Annotated in this window: 19 protein-coding genes; 14 read left to right on the top strand and 5 right to left on the bottom strand. The window is 44.6% G+C overall.

Annotated elements, in window-relative coordinates; all coding sequences use genetic code 11:
* Positions 1-207: 207 nt before the first annotated feature.
* Complete coding sequence (locus JMA39_RS21395) at positions 208-1,281, bottom strand: site-specific integrase (RefSeq protein ID WP_202721044.1); 1,074 nt, start codon at positions 1,279-1,281, stop codon at positions 208-210.
* Between the two features lie 266 nt (positions 1,282-1,547).
* Here JMA39_RS21395 and dusA point away from each other — a divergent pair, with 266 nt between their 5' ends.
* The 3 genes from dusA (at position 1,548) to JMA39_RS06610 (ending at position 3,419) form a co-directional block, all read left to right on the top strand.
* Positions 1,548-2,525 (top strand): tRNA dihydrouridine(20/20a) synthase DusA, encoded by a 978-nt coding sequence (gene dusA, locus JMA39_RS06620; protein ID WP_237732682.1) that lies wholly within the window; start codon positions 1,548-1,550, stop codon positions 2,523-2,525.
* Between the two features lie 258 nt (positions 2,526-2,783).
* Entirely contained in the window at positions 2,784-3,092 is a 309-nt protein-coding gene (locus tag JMA39_RS06615) for a hypothetical protein (RefSeq protein ID WP_202721042.1), read from the top strand.
* Positions 3,093-3,218: 126 nt separating this feature from the next.
* Positions 3,219-3,419, top strand: a complete 201-nt coding sequence (locus JMA39_RS06610; RefSeq protein ID WP_202721041.1) for a PspC domain-containing protein — start codon at positions 3,219-3,221, stop codon at positions 3,417-3,419.
* Between the two features lie 175 nt (positions 3,420-3,594).
* Here JMA39_RS06610 and JMA39_RS06605 read toward each other — a convergent pair whose 3' ends face one another.
* Positions 3,595-4,332 (bottom strand): enoyl-CoA hydratase-related protein, encoded by a 738-nt coding sequence (locus tag JMA39_RS06605; RefSeq protein ID WP_202721040.1) that lies wholly within the window; start codon positions 4,330-4,332, stop codon positions 3,595-3,597.
* A 33-nt stretch (positions 4,333-4,365) separates the two neighbouring features.
* On the opposite strand from JMA39_RS06605, the gene JMA39_RS06600 reads away from it, so the two are divergent.
* Genes JMA39_RS06600 through JMA39_RS06590 form a run of 3 tightly spaced genes read left to right on the top strand, consistent with a single transcriptional unit; the run spans position 4,366 to position 6,569 of the window.
* Entirely contained in the window at positions 4,366-4,845 is a 480-nt protein-coding gene (locus JMA39_RS06600; protein WP_202721039.1) for a copper chaperone PCu(A)C, read from the top strand.
* Positions 4,846-4,857: 12 nt separating this feature from the next.
* Entirely contained in the window at positions 4,858-5,829 is a 972-nt protein-coding gene (locus JMA39_RS06595) for a DUF2333 family protein (RefSeq protein ID WP_202721038.1), read from the top strand.
* 2 nt (positions 5,830-5,831) lie between these two features.
* Positions 5,832-6,569: a TIGR04219 family outer membrane beta-barrel protein gene (locus JMA39_RS06590; RefSeq protein WP_202721037.1), complete on the top strand. Its 738-nt coding sequence runs from the start codon at positions 5,832-5,834 to the stop codon at positions 6,567-6,569.
* A gap of 72 nt (positions 6,570-6,641) precedes the next feature.
* Here the strand turns inward: JMA39_RS06590 and tolC are convergent, their stop codons facing one another.
* The gene (gene tolC, locus JMA39_RS06585; protein ID WP_202721036.1) at positions 6,642-7,961 is read right to left on the bottom strand and encodes an outer membrane channel protein TolC; all 1,320 of its coding nucleotides are present in this window, start codon (positions 7,959-7,961) and stop codon (positions 6,642-6,644) included.
* Positions 7,962-8,252: 291 nt separating this feature from the next.
* On the opposite strand from tolC, the gene nudF reads away from it, so the two are divergent.
* From nudF to parC, 7 genes are read left to right on the top strand one after another with little or no spacing between them, the layout of a single operon-like run.
* Positions 8,253-8,876, top strand: coding sequence for an ADP-ribose diphosphatase (gene nudF / locus JMA39_RS06580; protein WP_202721035.1), 624 nt, complete (start codon positions 8,253-8,255; stop codon positions 8,874-8,876).
* 36 nt (positions 8,877-8,912) lie between these two features.
* The gene (locus JMA39_RS06575) at positions 8,913-9,347 is read left to right on the top strand and encodes a DUF1249 domain-containing protein (protein WP_202721034.1); all 435 of its coding nucleotides are present in this window, start codon (positions 8,913-8,915) and stop codon (positions 9,345-9,347) included.
* A gap of 21 nt (positions 9,348-9,368) precedes the next feature.
* Positions 9,369-10,208, top strand: a complete 840-nt coding sequence (gene cpdA / locus JMA39_RS06570; RefSeq protein ID WP_202721033.1) for a 3',5'-cyclic-AMP phosphodiesterase — start codon at positions 9,369-9,371, stop codon at positions 10,206-10,208.
* Positions 10,209-10,235: 27 nt separating this feature from the next.
* Complete coding sequence (locus JMA39_RS06565; RefSeq protein WP_202721032.1) at positions 10,236-10,808, top strand: YqiA/YcfP family alpha/beta fold hydrolase; 573 nt, start codon at positions 10,236-10,238, stop codon at positions 10,806-10,808.
* Between the two features lie 55 nt (positions 10,809-10,863).
* The gene (gene parE, locus JMA39_RS06560; RefSeq protein ID WP_202721031.1) at positions 10,864-12,750 is read left to right on the top strand and encodes a DNA topoisomerase IV subunit B; all 1,887 of its coding nucleotides are present in this window, start codon (positions 10,864-10,866) and stop codon (positions 12,748-12,750) included.
* A 38-nt stretch (positions 12,751-12,788) separates the two neighbouring features.
* Positions 12,789-13,931, top strand: coding sequence for a PQQ-dependent sugar dehydrogenase (locus JMA39_RS06555; protein WP_202721030.1), 1,143 nt, complete (start codon positions 12,789-12,791; stop codon positions 13,929-13,931).
* Positions 13,931-16,198, top strand: coding sequence for a DNA topoisomerase IV subunit A (parC, locus tag JMA39_RS06550; RefSeq protein ID WP_202721029.1), 2,268 nt, complete (start codon positions 13,931-13,933; stop codon positions 16,196-16,198). Before JMA39_RS06555 ends, parC begins: the two co-directional genes overlap by 1 nt.
* A gap of 113 nt (positions 16,199-16,311) precedes the next feature.
* On the opposite strand, the gene JMA39_RS06545 is transcribed toward parC, so the two are convergent.
* Positions 16,312-16,503, bottom strand: a complete 192-nt coding sequence (locus tag JMA39_RS06545) for a bacterioferritin-associated ferredoxin (protein ID WP_202721028.1) — start codon at positions 16,501-16,503, stop codon at positions 16,312-16,314.
* Between the two features lie 182 nt (positions 16,504-16,685).
* The gene (locus tag JMA39_RS06540) at positions 16,686-17,612 is read right to left on the bottom strand and encodes a D-2-hydroxyacid dehydrogenase (protein ID WP_202721027.1); all 927 of its coding nucleotides are present in this window, start codon (positions 17,610-17,612) and stop codon (positions 16,686-16,688) included.
* 49 nt (positions 17,613-17,661) lie between these two features.
* Here JMA39_RS06540 and JMA39_RS06535 point away from each other — a divergent pair, with 49 nt between their 5' ends.
* Positions 17,662-18,006 (top strand): DUF3392 domain-containing protein, encoded by a 345-nt coding sequence (locus JMA39_RS06535; protein ID WP_202721026.1) that lies wholly within the window; start codon positions 17,662-17,664, stop codon positions 18,004-18,006.
* Positions 18,007-18,051: the final 45 nt, after the last annotated feature.

Raw genomic sequence — 18,051 nt, 5'->3', positions numbered from 1 at the left:
TAACACTAAAAATTACTTGTAAGCAGCTGATTTTATGCACCTTTTGCTTTTTTTGTGGAGGTCGCATCTTATTAATCAACTAGTTATAACTTTTGAATCGTTTATTGCTTATAGTTTGCGCAATATTAACGTTTGAAAAATTTGATGTACTTCACAATATATTTTGCTCCTGATTTTAAACGTCAGGAGCAAAGAGGAATATTTGTATTAATTAATTCGTCGATGAATGTCTTTAACACTTAACCTTAAATATATATTATTCAATACGTTAATGTCCCTGTGACCTGTAATGCGCGATATTTCGACGATATTTAATCCCCTCTCAAATAATCTACAAGCTCCCTCAGCTCTTAGGTCATGGTAGTGCAGGTCATAAATGTGGTTCTCTAGGCAGGTTCTTTGCCACGCCGCACTAATTGACGTTGATTTATATGGAAAAATTCTTCTATCCGTCTTGGGTTGACGCTTAATTATGTTAATGGCGTCCTGAAAAAGCGGAATAACGCAATGGTTACCTTTGCTGTTGCGTGGGTTTTTCCTATCTCGAATAGTTACGATTCCAGCATCTTCGTCAAAATCATCCCAAAGAATACGGGTGATTTCTCCTAGTCTCATGCAAGTAGATAACGACATGTGGAATATGTCGACAAGAGGTATATATGAGGCGTGATGGCTCTGTCGTTTTTGTAACCCAGCTTCAGCTAAATCCAATTCAATTTGTGTTGGACGTCTATCCCTTTTTTCACTGCGGCCAATCAGTTGATATTTAATTAATGTTGGGATCGCTTCATTATGCGCATGTATGTTGGCGTTGTAGCCGAACATTGGTCCAGCAACATTGATAACGCTCCGCAAGTAGGTAACATCCTGATATACCGTTTGTGGGGTCGGTGCCGTGGCTTCTACAAGACGGGTACGACAGTGCTGCACTATGTGAGTAGCAGTTAACTCATGTGCAGGTATCAAAGCTATATCATAGGATCGTAGCCTTCTGAGCACTGCATTTTTGGAGCGTCCTAAATCTCGTGATGTTATCGGGTCTTCTAGATAAAGTGTGATTAAATCACCAATCAAAATTTCTTTATCACAAGGTTTAATTGAAGGGATACCCCTTTCTTTGATCTGCGCTGCAAGTGAGTTAGCCCAGTTTTCCGCTTCAGATTTTTTACCAAATGTTTTCGACTTTTCAAAAAGGCGTTTTCCATGTTTAGTTTCTCTCACACGTGCTTTGTAGTGATTGCCTTTTTTGGTTAAAACTTTTTCTATACTAATAGTTGCCACATCAAATCTCCTGACTAATTAGAATTATGTTTGAAGTGACAAAGGCGTTGTGTTGGTTCATTAAATTTGAAGCGGTATGATTTGGACTGTATAATCCACGCCCCAAATTTGTATGACAATTTCTTCTATGCGTGTCCCTGTAAGCCCCTAAATCGTTCCCTTAAAGGGACTTTTTTGTGGAAATAGGACAAAATATGCAGAAATACAACATTGCAAGATAGATGGGCTTTGGTCATAAGCTCATGTTTATAATGAGGTTTGACACTATGCCCCTTAACCGCACCTTCTCAATCGCCCCGATGCTGGATTGGACCGACAGACATTACCGCTACTTTGCGCGCTTAATGTCTTCTCAGGCGCTACTGTATACCGAGATGGTGACAACTGGTGCTATTTTGCATGGACGAGGTGATTACCTAGCTTATAACGAAGAAGAACACCCGCTTGCATTGCAACTAGGTGGCTCCAATCCAGCCGATCTTGCGGCTTGTGCCAAGCTGGCTGGCGAACGCGGTTATGATGAGGTTAACCTTAATGTGGGCTGCCCATCGGATAGAGTGCAAAATGGTCGTTTTGGTGCTTGCCTAATGGCTGAGCCGGAACTCGTTGCCGAGTGTGTATCGGCGATGAAGCAGGTGGTGGATATTCCGGTTACGGTTAAAACCCGTATCGGTATCGATGAGCAAGATAGCTATGAGTTTTTGACTCAGTTTATCGACACGGTAAAAGCGGCGGGTTGTGAAGAGTTTATCGTCCATGCCCGTAAAGCGTGGCTTCAAGGCTTGAGTCCAAAAGAGAACCGTGAGATCCCGCCATTAGATTATGAGCGTGTTTATCAGCTTAAGCGTGATTACCCAGAGCTGAATATCTCGATTAACGGCGGCGTAAAGACTTTAGCGGAGTGTCAGACTCACCTGCAACACCTCGATGGTGTCATGGTGGGTCGTGAGGCTTATCAAAACCCATATATTCTGGCTGAAGTGGATCAAAAATTATGTGGTATCGACTCTCCGATACTTAGCCGTGATGAAGTGTTAGAAAGATTGCTGCCTTATATTGAGGCTCACCTTAAGCAAGGTGGTCGCCTTAACCATATTTCTCGCCATATTATTGGTCTTTACCAAGGTGAAGTGGGCTCACGCATATGGCGCCGTTATATAAGCGAAAATGCTCACAAACAAGGGGCTGGCATTGAGGTTATCACTCAAGCTCGAGCCGCTATGGACGATATCGTTAGCTTGTAATTATCTAATTTAGTGAAATTCACCAGAGCATGGTGAGTTTCACTAATATCTTTTTTATGTTCAAACATTGTTAGCTCCTCCGTAAAAAACCATTAAACCAAATATCAAACAAAAACATAGCCTTAATGGCTTTCTTGAAAGTTGGCACACCACTTGTATTAGTTCTTATGTAATTAAGAAATCTGGAATTCAAAGTAAGTCATTCAGAGCTCTTATTCAGAACGATGCAATTAGGCGAAACTCGAAAAGGAATCCATTATGTTTAACTCTACTGTATTAAAAACCGTTAAAGCTTCAGTATTTACCGCTTTACTTCTTGGTGCGAGTGCCACCGTCCACGCTGAAACCTCTCTTGTTAGCGATGTGGCTAATAATATCGAGCAAAATATTTCTGCTCAGATGCAAGATATGATGACAAAGGCTCAGACTGAGTTAAGTCTTTCTATCCAAGCTCAGATGTCTGAAATGCTGTTTGATATGGAAACAGAGCAACAGGTGACTAATGAGCAACTTGCCGCTGAAAACAAAGAACAGCCATTAGTGACTAGTGCGGTAGCTAAGGATTAATTATGTTGTTCTTAGCTCAGTTTATGGTTCTGTTGTTATTGCCTGTTGTTAGCTTAGTGATGTTCGCCTGTCTGGTGTGTTCATTAGAGTGGCACAAGTTAGAAGATTAATCGAAGGGAGTTAGTCATGGTTGATTTTGTAGAACGTTTAAAAGACCCACGCTCATTAGTCTGTGGTGTTAGTGCCGCGATGGCTGATAAGTTTGACTGGTCTTGCATGTGGACACGAGTGGTGTGTGCGGTGGCGATTTTTTGTAATCCGGCGATGGGACTATTGACCTATTTTGTATTGGCCTTAGTGTTACCTAAGTGGGAAAAGCCCTACTAATGCTGGCGCTTTATAATAATGAAAAGAGGTAAATAAAATGGGAATGCTAACGACCTTGAAAAGCATCACCTCAAGCCATTATCAAGCGCACCGTCATGCCGTGGTAATCGCAACAATATGCGGATGCTAACAACAACGTCTAGCATCCGCACTTAATGGCTTATTCGAGGTTGAATTAACGCTTTAAAAACGCAGCAAACCTTGCTTTAGCTTCATCACTTGCCAGCCTCTGCTCAAATTCGACAAGCTCTTTCTTCATCTGTTCCCGCACCTGCTCTCTGTTATAGCGTATTAACTTCTTTGTCGTTTGTAGCGATATTGGTGGCAGAGCCGCTAACTGATGTGCACGCTTCAAGGTAAAGTCGAAGATCGTTTCGCTGTCGATAACCTCATTAATTAAGCCATAGGAATGCGCTTGATTCGCATTAAAGCTTTCACCTAGCATCAAAAGCTCACTTGCCTTGGCTTGGCCAATAATCTGAGGTAAAAGCAGGCTTGCGCCCGCCTCGGGAACTAAAGCGAGTTGCACGAAAGGCAGCTGAAATTTAGCGCTATTATCGGCATAAACTAAATCGCAATGCAGCAGCATGGTCGTGCCTATGCCTACAGCTGCACCAGTGACCGCGGCAACGACAGGCTTTTTCAGATCGAGTAGGCAGAAGAGAAAGCGAAACGCAGGATGATCGGCACCTAAGCCGCTATTTTGTAAGAAGTCGGCGACATCATTGCCAGAAGTAAAGCAATCTGTTTGACCGCGAAACATAAAGGCTAGAATTTCATTGTCCGACTCACCTTGGATAAGGTATTCTGTTAGCTGTGTATACATTTGTAGGTTAAGCGCGTTGCGCTTATCTGGACGATTAAACGTGATGATACGTACCCCATTATCGTCCTTAACCTGAATCGTGCTCATTCGTTATGTCCTCATTGTACGAATTGGGTTTAAATGGAGTTTAAGACATTGAAGCTAATATTCAAACGATTGTTTAACTTAGCGCTGCTAAGTAGTTTATCTTTTACGGCTTATGCTCAAGTCGTGCTCGTCGATGGTTACGTGCGCGCGATGCCACCTACAGTGCCTAATAGTGCCGCCTATATCACGGTTGAAAACCACGGTGATGCTACTCGTCTAGTTGCAGTCGATGCTCCTTTTGCCAAAGAGGCGCAGCTCCATACATTAATTGAAGAAGATGGCATGATAAAAATGCGTCAGGTTGATGGTTTTGACATAGACTCTCATGGGAGCTTAGTGCTGTCTGAGTCAGGTAACCATATTATGCTGATGGGGTTGTTATCGCCGTTAGCTATTGATTCTAGCGTTGACATGACGCTTAAGTTTGCCGATGGGACAGAGCAAAAGATTAGCTTACCCGTTAAGAAACAAGCACTACAAAGCGATAGTGCTCACCAGCATCATCACCATTAAGGAGCTAGTCAAATGCAAGTGACATGGAAGAAAGTCTTAGCAGCCGTTATTGTTGTTTTCTTGATTGGTTATCTGATTAGTGTGTGGTGGAGTGTCGAGCCAGACCCTATTGAGCAAAATGCATATAATCAAGAGAGTGTCGACAATGTGATTGGTTACGCAACAACTAGCGCATTGATTTTGACTATTGAAACTCTGCTAGATAAGCCTGGTGGTTGGCTTTCAAATGATGTGACACCACCATCGATCTTCATGGACAACATGGCTGCATTTGAGTTTGGTGCCATTGAACAGACGCGTGACTTGGCGCTGATTATGCGTAAAGAGTTCAGCCGTTCCCAGTCGCAGTCTACCGCAGATAAAGATCTGTTAGCGGCGCATTCAAAGCTCAATATTGAGCATACTAGTTGGTTAGTGCCTAGCGCAGAAAGTGAGTATCGTGACGCAGTGAAGCTACTCAAGCTTTATCGTGCTCGTATGATGGCCACAGAAAACCCAGACGCGCAGTTTTACGCCCGTGCCGATAACTTAAATGAGTGGCTTAAAGAGGTGCAAAAGCGCCTAGGCAGCATGTCTCAAAATCTATCTGCAAGTGTGGGGCAAGAGCGCCTAAATACGGACTTGTCAGGCGACAGTGCTGCAAAGCAATCAACACCAGGGTTTGGCGCACAAGAGATCAAAACCAGCTGGTGGAAAATCGATGACGTTTTCTATGAGACTCGTGGCGCGACATGGGCATTGCTGAATTTTATGAAGGCGATAGAAGTCGATTTCGCCGATGTTTTACAAAAGAAAAATGCTCAGGTAAGTCTGCGTCAGATTATTCGTGAGCTAGAAGAAACACAACAACCCGTTTGGAGCCCGATGATCCTTAATGGTTCAGGTTTTGGGGTTGTCGCTAATCACTCTTTGGTGATGGCAAACTACATCTCCCGCGCGAATGCTGCGGTTATCGATCTAACTAACTTATTGACTCAAGGTTAACTATGAAAAAGACGTTATTGGCGTGTGCACTATTAACTTCATTAGTGGGCACTTCTGCTCAGGCTGCTACAGTTATTGGTTTTAAAGTTGGTGGAGACTACTGGAAGGCTGATACCAATGGTACTTTTGCTGAAAAGGGTCAACCACAGCAAGAGTTTAACTATGACTCATCTTCTCAAGGTAGCATCTGGGTTGCTGTTGAGCATCCAATTCCGCTAATTCCAAACGTTAAAATTAGACAAAATAGCTTAGAAGCCGATGGCAAGATGAGCGGTGCTGATTTTAATTATAACGGTCATAACTTTAAAGGTGACGTTAACAGCACTACAGATCTGAGCAATACCGATTTTGTGCTTTATTACGAGATTCTAGATAACGATATCGTAGCCCTAGATTTAGGTGCCGCTTACAAGAAGATGGATGGCAAGTTCCGTGTAGCTGACGCTGGTCACCCAGAAACTAAAGATATCGATAGCGGTATCGTAATGGGCTATATCGATGCACAGGTTGGCGTGCCAGGTCTTGGACTATACGGTTTTGCCGATGTGATGATGGGCGTCGATGAGTCAAGCGTTTATGACTACTCTCTAGGTCTTGGCTGGAACTTTGATGGCACAGCATTAGATTACCGTATTCGTGCCGGTTACCGTGACTTTAAGTTCGACGTAAACGGTTTCGATGGTGTAACAGCTGATATGCAATTTAAAGGTTACTTCGCTGGTGTTGAACTAGTCTTCTAATCATCGACTAATCTAATTTCAGCATAAATAAAAAAACCGCCATTTGGCGGTTTTTTTATTTAACAAGGCGGATTACTTAGTTTGTGTTGGAGCAGTAAGGCCATTGTTAATTGAGGCAACGTCATCTTCATTCAAGGTACCAGCAGCTTGTTTAAGTGCCAGGATTGAGTTGATATAGCCATAACGCGCATCAGAAAGCTTACGCTTTGAATCATATAAGTTACGTGTACTGTTCAATACGTCAACAATAGTACGGGTACCCACTTCAAAACCGGCCTCTGTAGCCTGTAGTGCACTCTGTGAAGAGATCACTGATTGTTCATAGGCACGAATAGAGCTGATAGATGCTCCGACGTTGTTAAAGTTATTGCGTACATTTTTAACCACTTGGCGGTGTGTCTGCTCAAGTTTCGCGCTTGCTTCTACATATTGGTACTGTGCTTGGTTAACCTGCGAAGACACTTTGAAACCTTCAAAAATAGGAATACTTAGTGTTACGCCAACTGTGCCGTTATCAAACTGATCATTACCATTGATGGCAGGTTCTTGCTCAATACCTTTCGTGTAACCGGCATTTAAGCTTAGTGATGGCATGTGACCTGCTTTATACAGGGCGATAGTCTCTTCAGCGATATCTTTACCGATACGAGTTGTCATCAAGTCAATGCTGTTGGTTTCTGCAATTTTAATCCAATCAGTTGAAGATGCAGGTGCAACCGCTGTTGCTGAGAAGCGATTCATATCTAAAATATCGATTTGCTTATGATCAATACCTGTAATTTCACGCAGTGCTTCATAGCTGTTGGCAAGAGTGTTTTGACTTAGAATTTCTTGCGCGTTAGCTAAGTCATACTGAGCCTGAGCTTCATGTACGTCGGTGATCGCGGTAAGACCTACAGCAAAACGTTGCTTAGTCTGCTCAAGCTGGCGCTCAATAGCACGCTTCTCTGAACCTTGGAATTCGTAGTTATCTTTGGCCGTTAACACGTCAAAGTATGCATTCGTCACGCGGATAATCAGGTTTTGTAGCGCAGATGCGTAAGCAGAGTCTGCTTGAGAAGCCGCTTTTTCCGCTAGGCTTAAGCCTACCCATGCGCTGTGATCGTAGATAACTTGGTTAAGCTTAATGCCGCCAGTGATACCGCTAGAGTCAGCGCTTGGGTCATTCCATGCTTTGTCGTAACCCACATTGGCACTGATAGTTGGTAGTAGTGGCGCACGGTTCTCTTCAATCTGCTCATACAAAGCATCACGCTGGGCTTGAGCTTGTAGCACAACAGGATCGCTGGTCAATGCTTGTTGATATATTTGTAGAAGGTCATCGGCATGAGCTACTTGCGTTGTCGCTGCAAGAGTTAGTGCAGCACATAGAGAACGGATCTTGAATTTCATTTGCTGTCCTTTTAGACAAAATTCTCCATTGAGGAGCGAATTTAACTTGTTATGTTTAGTCTAGCCTTACAATAACGCACACAGAGTAAGGCGGTTTGCGCTTCCCGACGCTTCCCAATACATCTAAACTTAGTGGTTAAATAGTAAAAACGTACAAATTCTAAGTCAACTCGGAAGTGTAACAGTTTTTTTTGCTTATGATTAGTGCTGCTTTCATCATAGTATTAATATTTTAGTTTGGCTTTATTGTGGCATTAACCCCCTTATAAACAAGTATGTTTAGGAGACGAGATGGATAGCACATTTAATCGTAATGATGTCGAATTATTGGGCAAGAAAACCCTTTATAAAGGCTTCTTTAAAATGAACGAATATCGCTTTAAACATCGCCTCTTTAACGGTGGTTGGAGTGATGAGGTCTCAAGGGAAGTATTTGAACGAGGCCATGCCGTGGTTGTTTTGCCATACGATCCCATTTTGGATCAGGTGGTATTGATTGAGCAGATCCGCGTTCCTGTGCTTGAAAGTGGCAAAACTCCTTGGTTACTGGAGTTGGTGGCAGGTATGATCGATAGCGGGCAGACCTCGGAGGATGTGGCTCGTCGTGAACTACAGGAAGAGGCTGGCTTGAACGCCCAAGCGCTAACCAAGGTAAACGAATACTTTTCAAGCCCAGGCGGAACCAGTGAGCGTTATGATTTTTACTGGGCTAAAATCTCCGCCGCTGAAGCCAAAGGCATCCATGGCTTAGCCCATGAGCAGGAAGATATTCGGGTGCATGTGTTAAGCCGAGAGCAAGCGTATCAGATGGTGGTCTCTGGTCGGATTGATAATGCATCGACAGTGATAGGTCTGCTATGGCTACAGTTAAATTATCAAGATATCGTTAAACAGTATGGAGTTAAGCCGCTCTAGCGCTGAACAGAAGTTAAAAAGAGTTAGGATTAAGTTGTGTCAAAAGTGTTGTTCGCTAAAAAATCTAAGTATCAGCCTAATGTCAGCCAGTTTTTGGCGCTTTGTGGGCGCAATTATATGCACATTCAAAGGTGGCTCACTCTTGAACCTAGCGAAGGTACACAGTGGCGAGTAAAAGGAGAGTTCGGTCAATTAGATGTCTGCTTGTTAGAAAACACTAGATATACTCAATTAGTGCAGATTTCACGCTGTGTAGGTAGCAACGAATGGCTCACTACTCCAAAAGTTTCGGTGCGCATTTATCATGATGCTAAATTAGCAGAAGTGTTAACTAGTCAACAGATTTATCAATTACGACCAGTGTATGATTATCCAAATATGCATATGCATCATCGGGATGAAAAGTACCAAGTCAATGCTTTTCTAGAAGAGTTATTGAAGATTGATAACTTAACTAAATTTGTCAGTTGATCTGATTATTGGGTAATTAATTTGCTAAAGACGGCTATCTCTTATTCAATTTCTGAAACCGAGAGTGTGAGAATCGTGCAAGTCACCGATCCTCATCTATTTGCTGATCCCGAAGCCCAGTTATTAGGGGTCAATACGGCTCAAAGCTTAGGGGCTGTGCTTAATACTATCTCTGCAGTTAATTACCCTGCACATTTCATGCTCGCAACGGGTGATATTAGCCAAGATTACTCCAACGAGTCATACCATAGCTTTGTCGAGGCGATAGCTCCCGTGGGCTTACCTTGTCACTACCTGCCGGGAAACCATGACGATCCTCGTATCATGAGTTTGCATATGCAGGGGCCAAAGGTGTTTGGTCAAAAGCGGATCTTGGCGGGTAACTGGCAGATCCTTATGTTGGACTCGACGGTAAGAGGGCGGCCAGGCGGACATATGTCTGATGAGGAGTTTGAGCTTATCGACAGTGCGATAAAATCGGAGCCTGAACGTCATGTACTGCTGGTGATGCACCATAACCCGATTCTTACAGCTTGTAACTGGCTCGATCAGCACTGCATGGATAATGGTGAGGACTTTATTGACAGAGTCGCTCATTACCCACAAGTAAAAGGTTTACTTTGGGGACATGTCCATCAGAGTATCGATACCGAGCACACAGGCCCTCATGGACAACTGCATTTGATGGCGACACCGTCCACTTGCATTCAGTTTAAACCTAAGTCTCCCTATTTTGCTTTAGACGCACAGCAACCAGGCTATCGTTTGCTGGAGCTTAAGTCTGATGGTAGCATTCTGACTAATGTTTACCGTGTGCCAGGTGAAACATTTTCACCCGATAAAGAAGCAGGCGGTTATTAAATAAGAAAGGCCGCAGTGTGAGGAAGTATGCTGCTATATATACATGGATTTAATAGTTCTCCCCTTTCAGATAAAGGTTTAGTTACCGCGCGGTTTATTACGCAAAACTATCCTGATTTAGCATTTCAACAGCCACAACTGCCCAGCGAGCCGCTAGAAGCGATGGCACTGCTGATAGATATTGTTGAGAAGGCAAAAGAAGCGGGGCAGCCCCTTACTTATATTGGTTCATCGTTAGGTGGATATTTCGCAAGTTATTTGGCGGAAACTTACGGTGGACGCGCAGTTTTAATCAATCCTGCGGTAAAACCTTTCGAACTGTTTGATGAATTCATTGGCACTCAGTACAATCCCTATACGGATGAAACCTACCAAGTTGTTGCTGAACATAAACAGGATGTGGCGCGTTACAATACGCCCGCAATAATCAATCCCGATCGCTTTTATGTACTTTTACAGACCGGCGATGAAGTGCTCGACTATAAACAGGCCGTGCAGAAATATCACTGTTGTAAGCTCTTAATAGAACCCGGTGGTGACCATAGCTTTATCGGCTATGAGGACCAACTTGCTTCTATCTGTGAATATCTGTTTTCTTGACAAATAGACCCGTAGGGCCGCAACATGGCCTGAATAACAAAATAATATGTGTGCCATGACAAACCAATACACCTCAGATGCTATTGAAGTCCTTAATGGACTCGACCCTGTAAAACGTCGCCCCGGTATGTATACCGATACCTCGCGTCCAAACCACTTAGGACAGGAAGTCATAGACAATAGTGTCGATGAGGCATTGGCGGGCCACGCTAGTCGTATCGACGTTATTTTGCATGCCGATAACTCATTAGAGGTCACCGATGATGGCCGTGGTATGCCGGTTGATATTCACCCTGAAGAGGGGATCCCCGGTGTCGAGCTTATCCTGACTAAACTGCACGCTGGTGGTAAGTTCTCCAATAAGAACTACCAGTTCTCGGGTGGTCTCCATGGTGTGGGGATCTCCGTCGTAAACGCGCTATCTAGCCGAGTTGAGATTACCGTTAGGCGTAATGCCGAAGTCTATCAGATGGCTTTTGAGCATGGCGAGAAAGTCGAAGACTTGCATGTAACAGGCACCTGTGGTCGCCGTAACACCGGTACCAGCGTTCATTTTTGGCCAGATGCTAGCTATTTTGACTCAGGCAACTTCTCTATCTCCAAGTTGACCTATTTGCTTAAAGCTAAAGCGGTGCTATGCCCCGGCCTGAGAATTAAATTTGTTAATAAGCAGACCAATGAAACACAAGAGTGGTTTTATGAAAGTGGCTTAGAGGACTACCTAAAATCATCGGTTAACGGTGTTCCAACACTGCCAGAAGTACCGTTTGTTGGTAGCTTCGCTGGTAATCTTGAGGCGGCAGACTGGGCGATCACTTGGCTACCAGAGGGAGGGGAATACCTTAACGAAAGTTACGTCAACCTTATTCCTACACCGCTTGGTGGTACGCACGTTAACGGCTTTAGACAGGGCTTACTGGAGTCGATGCGTGAGTTCTGTGAGTTCAGAAACTTAATGCCGCGAGGTATTAAGTTAACCCCTGAAGATATCTGGGATCGCAGCACTTTTATCTTGTCAATTAAGATGCAAGATCCACAGTTTGCAGGCCAAACTAAAGAGAAGCTTTCTAGCAGACAATGCGCAGCATTTGTATCGGGCATCGTTCGTGATGCATTCAGTCTTTGGTTAAACACCAATACTGAGCAGGCAGAGGCGCTGGCTGATATGTGCATCAACAATGCACAGAAGCGTTTAAAGGCGGCCAAGAAGGTGGCGCGTAAGCGTATAACCTCGGGCCCTGCGCTACCGGGCAAACTGACTGATTGTAGTGGTCAAGACCCGATGCGCGGCGAACTGTTCCTTGTGGAGGGGGACTCTGCGGGCGGTAGTGCGAAGCAAGCTCGTGATCGTGAATTCCAAGCGATTATGCCGCTACGTGGTAAGATTTTGAACACTTGGGAGGTCGATGCCTCGCAGGTGCTGGCGTCACAAGAGGTGCATGATATTTCTGTTGCTATCGGGTGCGATCCTGATAGTGCGGATATTTCAGAGCTCAGATACGGCAAGATCTGTATTCTCGCCGATGCGGACTCGGATGGTCTGCATATCGCGACTTTGCTATGTGCGCTGTTTATGAAGCATTATCGTGTGTTGGTGGAGCAGGGGCATATTTACGTGGCAATGCCACCACTGTTCCGAGTCGATATTGGTAAAGATGTATTTTACGCCCTCGATGAGGCGGAGAAAGACGGTATTCTTGACAGAATCACCGCAGAAAAACGGAAAGGAAAAGTCCAAGTTACACGATTCAAGGGATTGGGTGAGATGAATCCACTGCAATTGCGTGAAACCACTATGGACCCAAATACGCGTCGATTAGTGCAATTAACCATTGATGATGCCGATGACACTTTGGCACTTATGGATATGCTTTTAGCCAAGAAACGTTCTGGTGACAGAAAGACTTGGTTAGAAACTAAGGGTGATCTCGCCCAGCTCTAGTCGGCAATAAATGATTATCATCAGACAAAAGAATAATAATGACGTTTGAAAATTATCGAAATCAATTAGCCGTTGGGATCTCGCTGCTTTGTGCTCACTTTATATTTAGCTGCAGTGCACTCGCTGCCGAACCTGTAATGATCACTGTATCGAAAGGTTTTGGCTTAACCCTATATGCCTCCGATCTCGGTGACGCTAAACAGCTCGCCGTCGGAGACAAAGGGACATTATTTGTGGGGTCCTATCGAGACGGTACCATTACCGCCTTGGTGGACGCCGACAATGATGGTCGAGTGGATAAGCGTTATGTGATTGCTAAAGGGCTAGATTATCCCGAGGCGATAGCATTTCATAATGGGGATTTATACGTCGCAGAAGAGGAGCGTATCTTACGCTTCAACCAGATAGAGTCTCGTTTGCGTAGGCCGGGACGCCCTAAAGAGGTCTACGAACGATTGCCTGGCAACAGTAAGAAGAGTCGCCGCGCGATGCAATTTGGCCCAGATGGTTTGTTATATATTGCCATTGGTGCGCCTTGTAATGTGTGTGAAACAGAGGCGCCATATAGCAGTATTATTGCGATAGATGTTGAAACGGGTGACAGTGAGCAGATCGTCAGTGGTGTACGCAAGGTGTTGGCTTTCGACTGGGCGGTTGAAGATAACCAGTTGTGGTTTGCCGATCTTGGTCGTGATTGGATGGGGGATAACCTGCCGCCAGATGAGATCAATAAGGTCGAGCGCAAAGGCAGCCACTTTGGTTTTCCCTATATTCATGCCACCGACATTATTGAGCCTGCCTACGATAAGCCTAAAAATTTGAAAGTGGTATCGCCGACCTATGAGCTACCGGCTCATGTTGGTGCTAAAGGGCTACATTTTTACCGCGGTACTCAGTTTCCTGAGCGTTTCCATAACCAGATGTTCGTTGCTGAAAATGGCTCATGGAACCGCTCGAGTAAGGTCGGCTATCAAGTCGTGATGTTAGAGATTAAAGATGGCCAAGTTGCTAAAAGAAGCACTGTGGTGAGTTTTCTAGACGGAGAGTTTCCCGTCGCTAGACCATATGCATTGGTCACGGCGCCCGATGGTGCCATGTATATTTCTGATGACTTAAAAGGCAACGTATATCGTTTGTTTTATAAAGAGTCAGCAAAAAATCAGTCACAGGATAATGATTAATGAGTGATGCGATAGATTTAAGCCTTGATGGGGTAGAGCAGATGCCTCTACGCCGCTTCACGGAAGAGGCGTATCTGAACTATTCCATGTATGTCATCATGGATCGTGCATTGCCGCATATTGGCGATGGACTCAAGCCTGTTCAGCGACGTATTGTCTATGCCATGAGCGAGTTAGGCTTATCGGCTCAGTCAAAACACAAGAAGTCAGCACGTACCGTCGGTGACGTATTAGGTAAGTATCACCCACACGGTGACAGTGCTTGTTATGAAGCCATGGTATTGATGGCGCAGCCATTCTCATACCGTTATCCGCTGGTTGATGGTCAAGGTAACTGGGGTGCTCCCGACGATCCTAAGTCTTTTGCTGCTATGCGTTACACCGAAGCGAGATTGTCTAAGTTTTCGGAAGTGTTGCTTAGCGAGCTAGGTCAAGGCACCGTGGATTGGGGGGTTAACTTCGACGGCACCATGAAAGAGCCGTTAGTGCTACCTGCACGTTTACCGCATATTTTACTTAATGGTATTACCGGTATTGCTGTTGGTATGGCAACGGATGTACCACCGCACAATGCCAAAGAATTGGTTGGTGCTTGTGTTGAGCTACTTGAAAACCCTAAGGCGGATCTTCCACGTCTGATGGAGTTTGTTCCTGGGCCTGATTATCCGACCGAGGCCGAGATTATCACGCCAGCAGCTGATATCGCTAAAATCTACCAAACTGGTCGTGGCTCGATTAAGACCCGTGCGGTTTATACTGTAGAAAATGGCGAAGTGGTTATCACTGCACTGCCACACCAAGCTAGTGGCGGTAAGATTTTAGAACAGATAGCCAATCAGATGCAGGCGAAGAAGTTACCTATGGTAACCGATTTGCGTGATGAGTCGGATCATGAAAACCCGGTACGTATTGTGGTTGTTCCACGCTCGAACCGTGTTGATTGTGACCAGATGATGGCGCACCTGTTTGCCACTACAGATCTAGAGAAAAGTTACCGAGTTAACCTAAACGTTCTAGGCCTAAACGGCCGTCCGCAGGTTAAAGGTCTGCTTGAGCTATTAACTGAATGGCTCGAGTTTAGAATGACCACGGTCAAGCGCCGTTTAGAGTATCGCTTAGATAAGGTCTTATCGAGATTACATATTCTAGATGCATTGATGATCGCATTTTTGAATATCGATGAAGTGATTGAGATCATCCGTTATAACGATGATCCTAAGGCTGAGTTGATCTCACGCTTCAATCTTTCTGATAAGCAAGCCGATGCAATTCTGGATCTTAAACTACGTCATTTAGCCAAGCTTGAAGAGTTCAAGATTAAGGCTGAGCAAAGCGAACTAGAAGCAGAGCGTGATAAGTTACAGCTTCTGTTAAGTTCTGAGCGCCGTATGAAGACGCTGATTAAGAAAGAGTTGATCAAAGACGGTGAAGACTATGGCGATGAGCGCCGTTCTCCACTGGTTGAGCGTACAGAATCAAAAGCATTGACAGAGCAGGAGTTAGTTCCTGCAGAATCAGTTACCGTTGTATTATCTGAGAAAGGCTGGGTGCGCTGCGCTAAAGGTCATGACGTTGATGGTCAGAGCCTTTCGTATAAGGCTGGCGACAGCTTCTTACGCTCAGCACAAGGGCGTAGTAATCAACCGAGCGTATTTATCGACACATCTGGCCGGGCGTTCGCCACAGAGACTCATACTTTGCCATCGGCGCGCTCTCAGGGTGAGCCGATCACCACGCGCTTTAATTTAGCGCCTGGGGCGACGATGGAGCACCTGTTACTGTCTGATGAAGAGCAGTGCTATCTACTGGCTTCCGATGCTGGCTACGGCTTTGTCTGTTCGAATAAAGACATGGTATCTCGTAACAAGGCGGGTAAGGCGCTGTTAAGTTTGCCTGCTAATGCTAAGGTGTTATTGCCTCAGAAGGTCGATAAGTCTAAAGCTCAGTCAATTTTAGCGATCACTAATGAAGGTCGGATGCTGCTGTTCTCTCTCGATGCATTGCCACAGTTATCGAAGGGTAAAGGTAACAAGATTATCGGTATTCCTGGCGAACGTGCTAAGAATCGTGAAGAGCTGTTATTGCATTTGAATGTGATCCCAGAAGATACGTCTGTCACTCTATGGGCTGGTAAGCGTAAGCTAACCTTAAAGCCGAGTGACTTAGAGCATTACCGTGGTGAACGTGGCCGCCGTGGTGCTAAGTTACCTCGTGGACTACAGCGTGTCGATAGCGTAGAACTTGGTGATGGTGAACCTGTCATTTAAGCTCTTACGAGACTAATTTTAACAAGACTAAGTCTATATAAGAGTAAGTTGAAAACTAAAAATGCAGCCTTTTGGCTGCATTTTTTTAATGAAACTCGGCGTGCTTATTAAGGCTAAGCTACCTCGTAATAGTTCGGCTCGATGTCGACCTGATTCTGGATTATCTGCGTCGCCATCTTGGCACACTTTCCACACTGGTTGGCTACACCTAGGCGTTTCTTAACATCGGCTAACGACATATCACCTTGGCTAACGGCTTCCTTGATCTGTGTATCGGTGATTGCGTGACAAAGACAAACGTACATTAAATATCATCTCAAAATCGAACATGGCCCGAAGTATAGATGAAAATGATTCTCAATGCTAATAACGACTGGGTATAGTTATTGGTCATTACGTCTAAGGCTGTTATTAAAAACCGTGCCTAGGTCACACCTTTGCGCCAAATGGTCGTTAGTCTATATTCTATCAACCACCTAGCAGGTCGTTAGTAGCCCCGCTCAAAGTGCACTCTATGGGATAGTTTTTCGCCTTTAACCCACTTGTGGAAGTTTTCAGCAAAAATTTCGACTACTTGCTCAGGAAAACTTGGCGCTGCTATATGCGGTGTAATGACCACATTATCTAGAGACCAGATAGGGTGCTCTTCCGGCAGTGGCTCTTGGTTAAATACATCTAAAATAGCTTGCTGTTCTGGGTGGGCTATTAACTGCTGATAGAGCGCATCTAAATCGAGTACATCGCCGCGTCCTAGGTTAAACAGCACCACTTCTTCTTTTAATAACGACAGGGTGTGTTTGTTGAGGGCGCCTTGGGTATCGGGAGTGCTAGGCAAGATACTGGCAACGGCATCAGCTTGTGGCAGGTACCGAGTTAGATTGGCTAGAGTATCAACTTCGTCGAAGCCTCTCGTAGGCTTTGCACCTCGATTGATACCAATAACATGCATGCCGAAGTGTTTGGCTGTTTGAGCGATATGTTTAGCAATTGAGCCAGTGCCTAGTAGTAATAGTGTTTGCCCTTGCAGTGTTTTAAAGCTGCCCGGTAACCAAATTTTTTGATCTTGCTGAGTGCGGTATTTTCTGTGCTCTCTTTGGTAAGCCAGCAGGTAACCAAACAGGTATTCACTCATCAGCGGCCCAAAAATACCTCTCACATTGGTAAGCTCGTAGTCTTTGCGCTGTCTTGGCTTTACTAGGGCGTCGACGCCTGCAAAAGTAGACTGCATCCACTTCAAGTTTGCGGCATGAGGTAGCAGTGGCGCGGCCAATTTTGGCTCGGCTAACCAGACATCAGCATTAAAAATACCTTGAGGATCATCGTCTAAGATCTCAGTATTAGGCAGGTGGCACGAATTTAAAAGTTGACGATATCGCTCATTCTCTCTGGTGAGTAATAGTAGCTTGTGTCCCATACTAACTCCCTATATTCTACATTAACCTCAGTTTTAACCTGCTTGGCCAATGTCTAATCTAATATCTAAGGCTATTGAATTTTTTAACTACCTAGGGTCGTTTATTTACCCTTGGTTAGCTGAAATTTCAACGGCAATTATAGCCTGTTGTCTTGTGGTTTTTGGCGCCGATATCAATCGTTTCCTGCGTCGCTACCTTGCAGGGCGCTCTTTTCTACTACGCACGCTAATTTTTGTTATCGTCAACGCATTTGGCTATGGGCTGATGATCATCCATTTAAGCCCCGTTCTAGCGCAAAATATGGCAAAGATCCCATCCCATTGGTTATTCCTACTGGTTGTGGCGATTTTCTTTGCCATAGGTAGCTGGGCACAGCGCAACAGACAAGTTTAAGTTATTAATTTTAGTGTAGATTATTTTGTTTGCTTTGGGCAACTT

This window comes from Shewanella schlegeliana (assembly GCF_016765635.1).
Lineage (GTDB): Bacteria > Pseudomonadota > Gammaproteobacteria > Enterobacterales > Shewanellaceae > Shewanella > Shewanella schlegeliana.
Note: the sequence above shows the minus strand (reverse complement) of the source record. Positions and strands in the feature narration are given on the sequence as shown.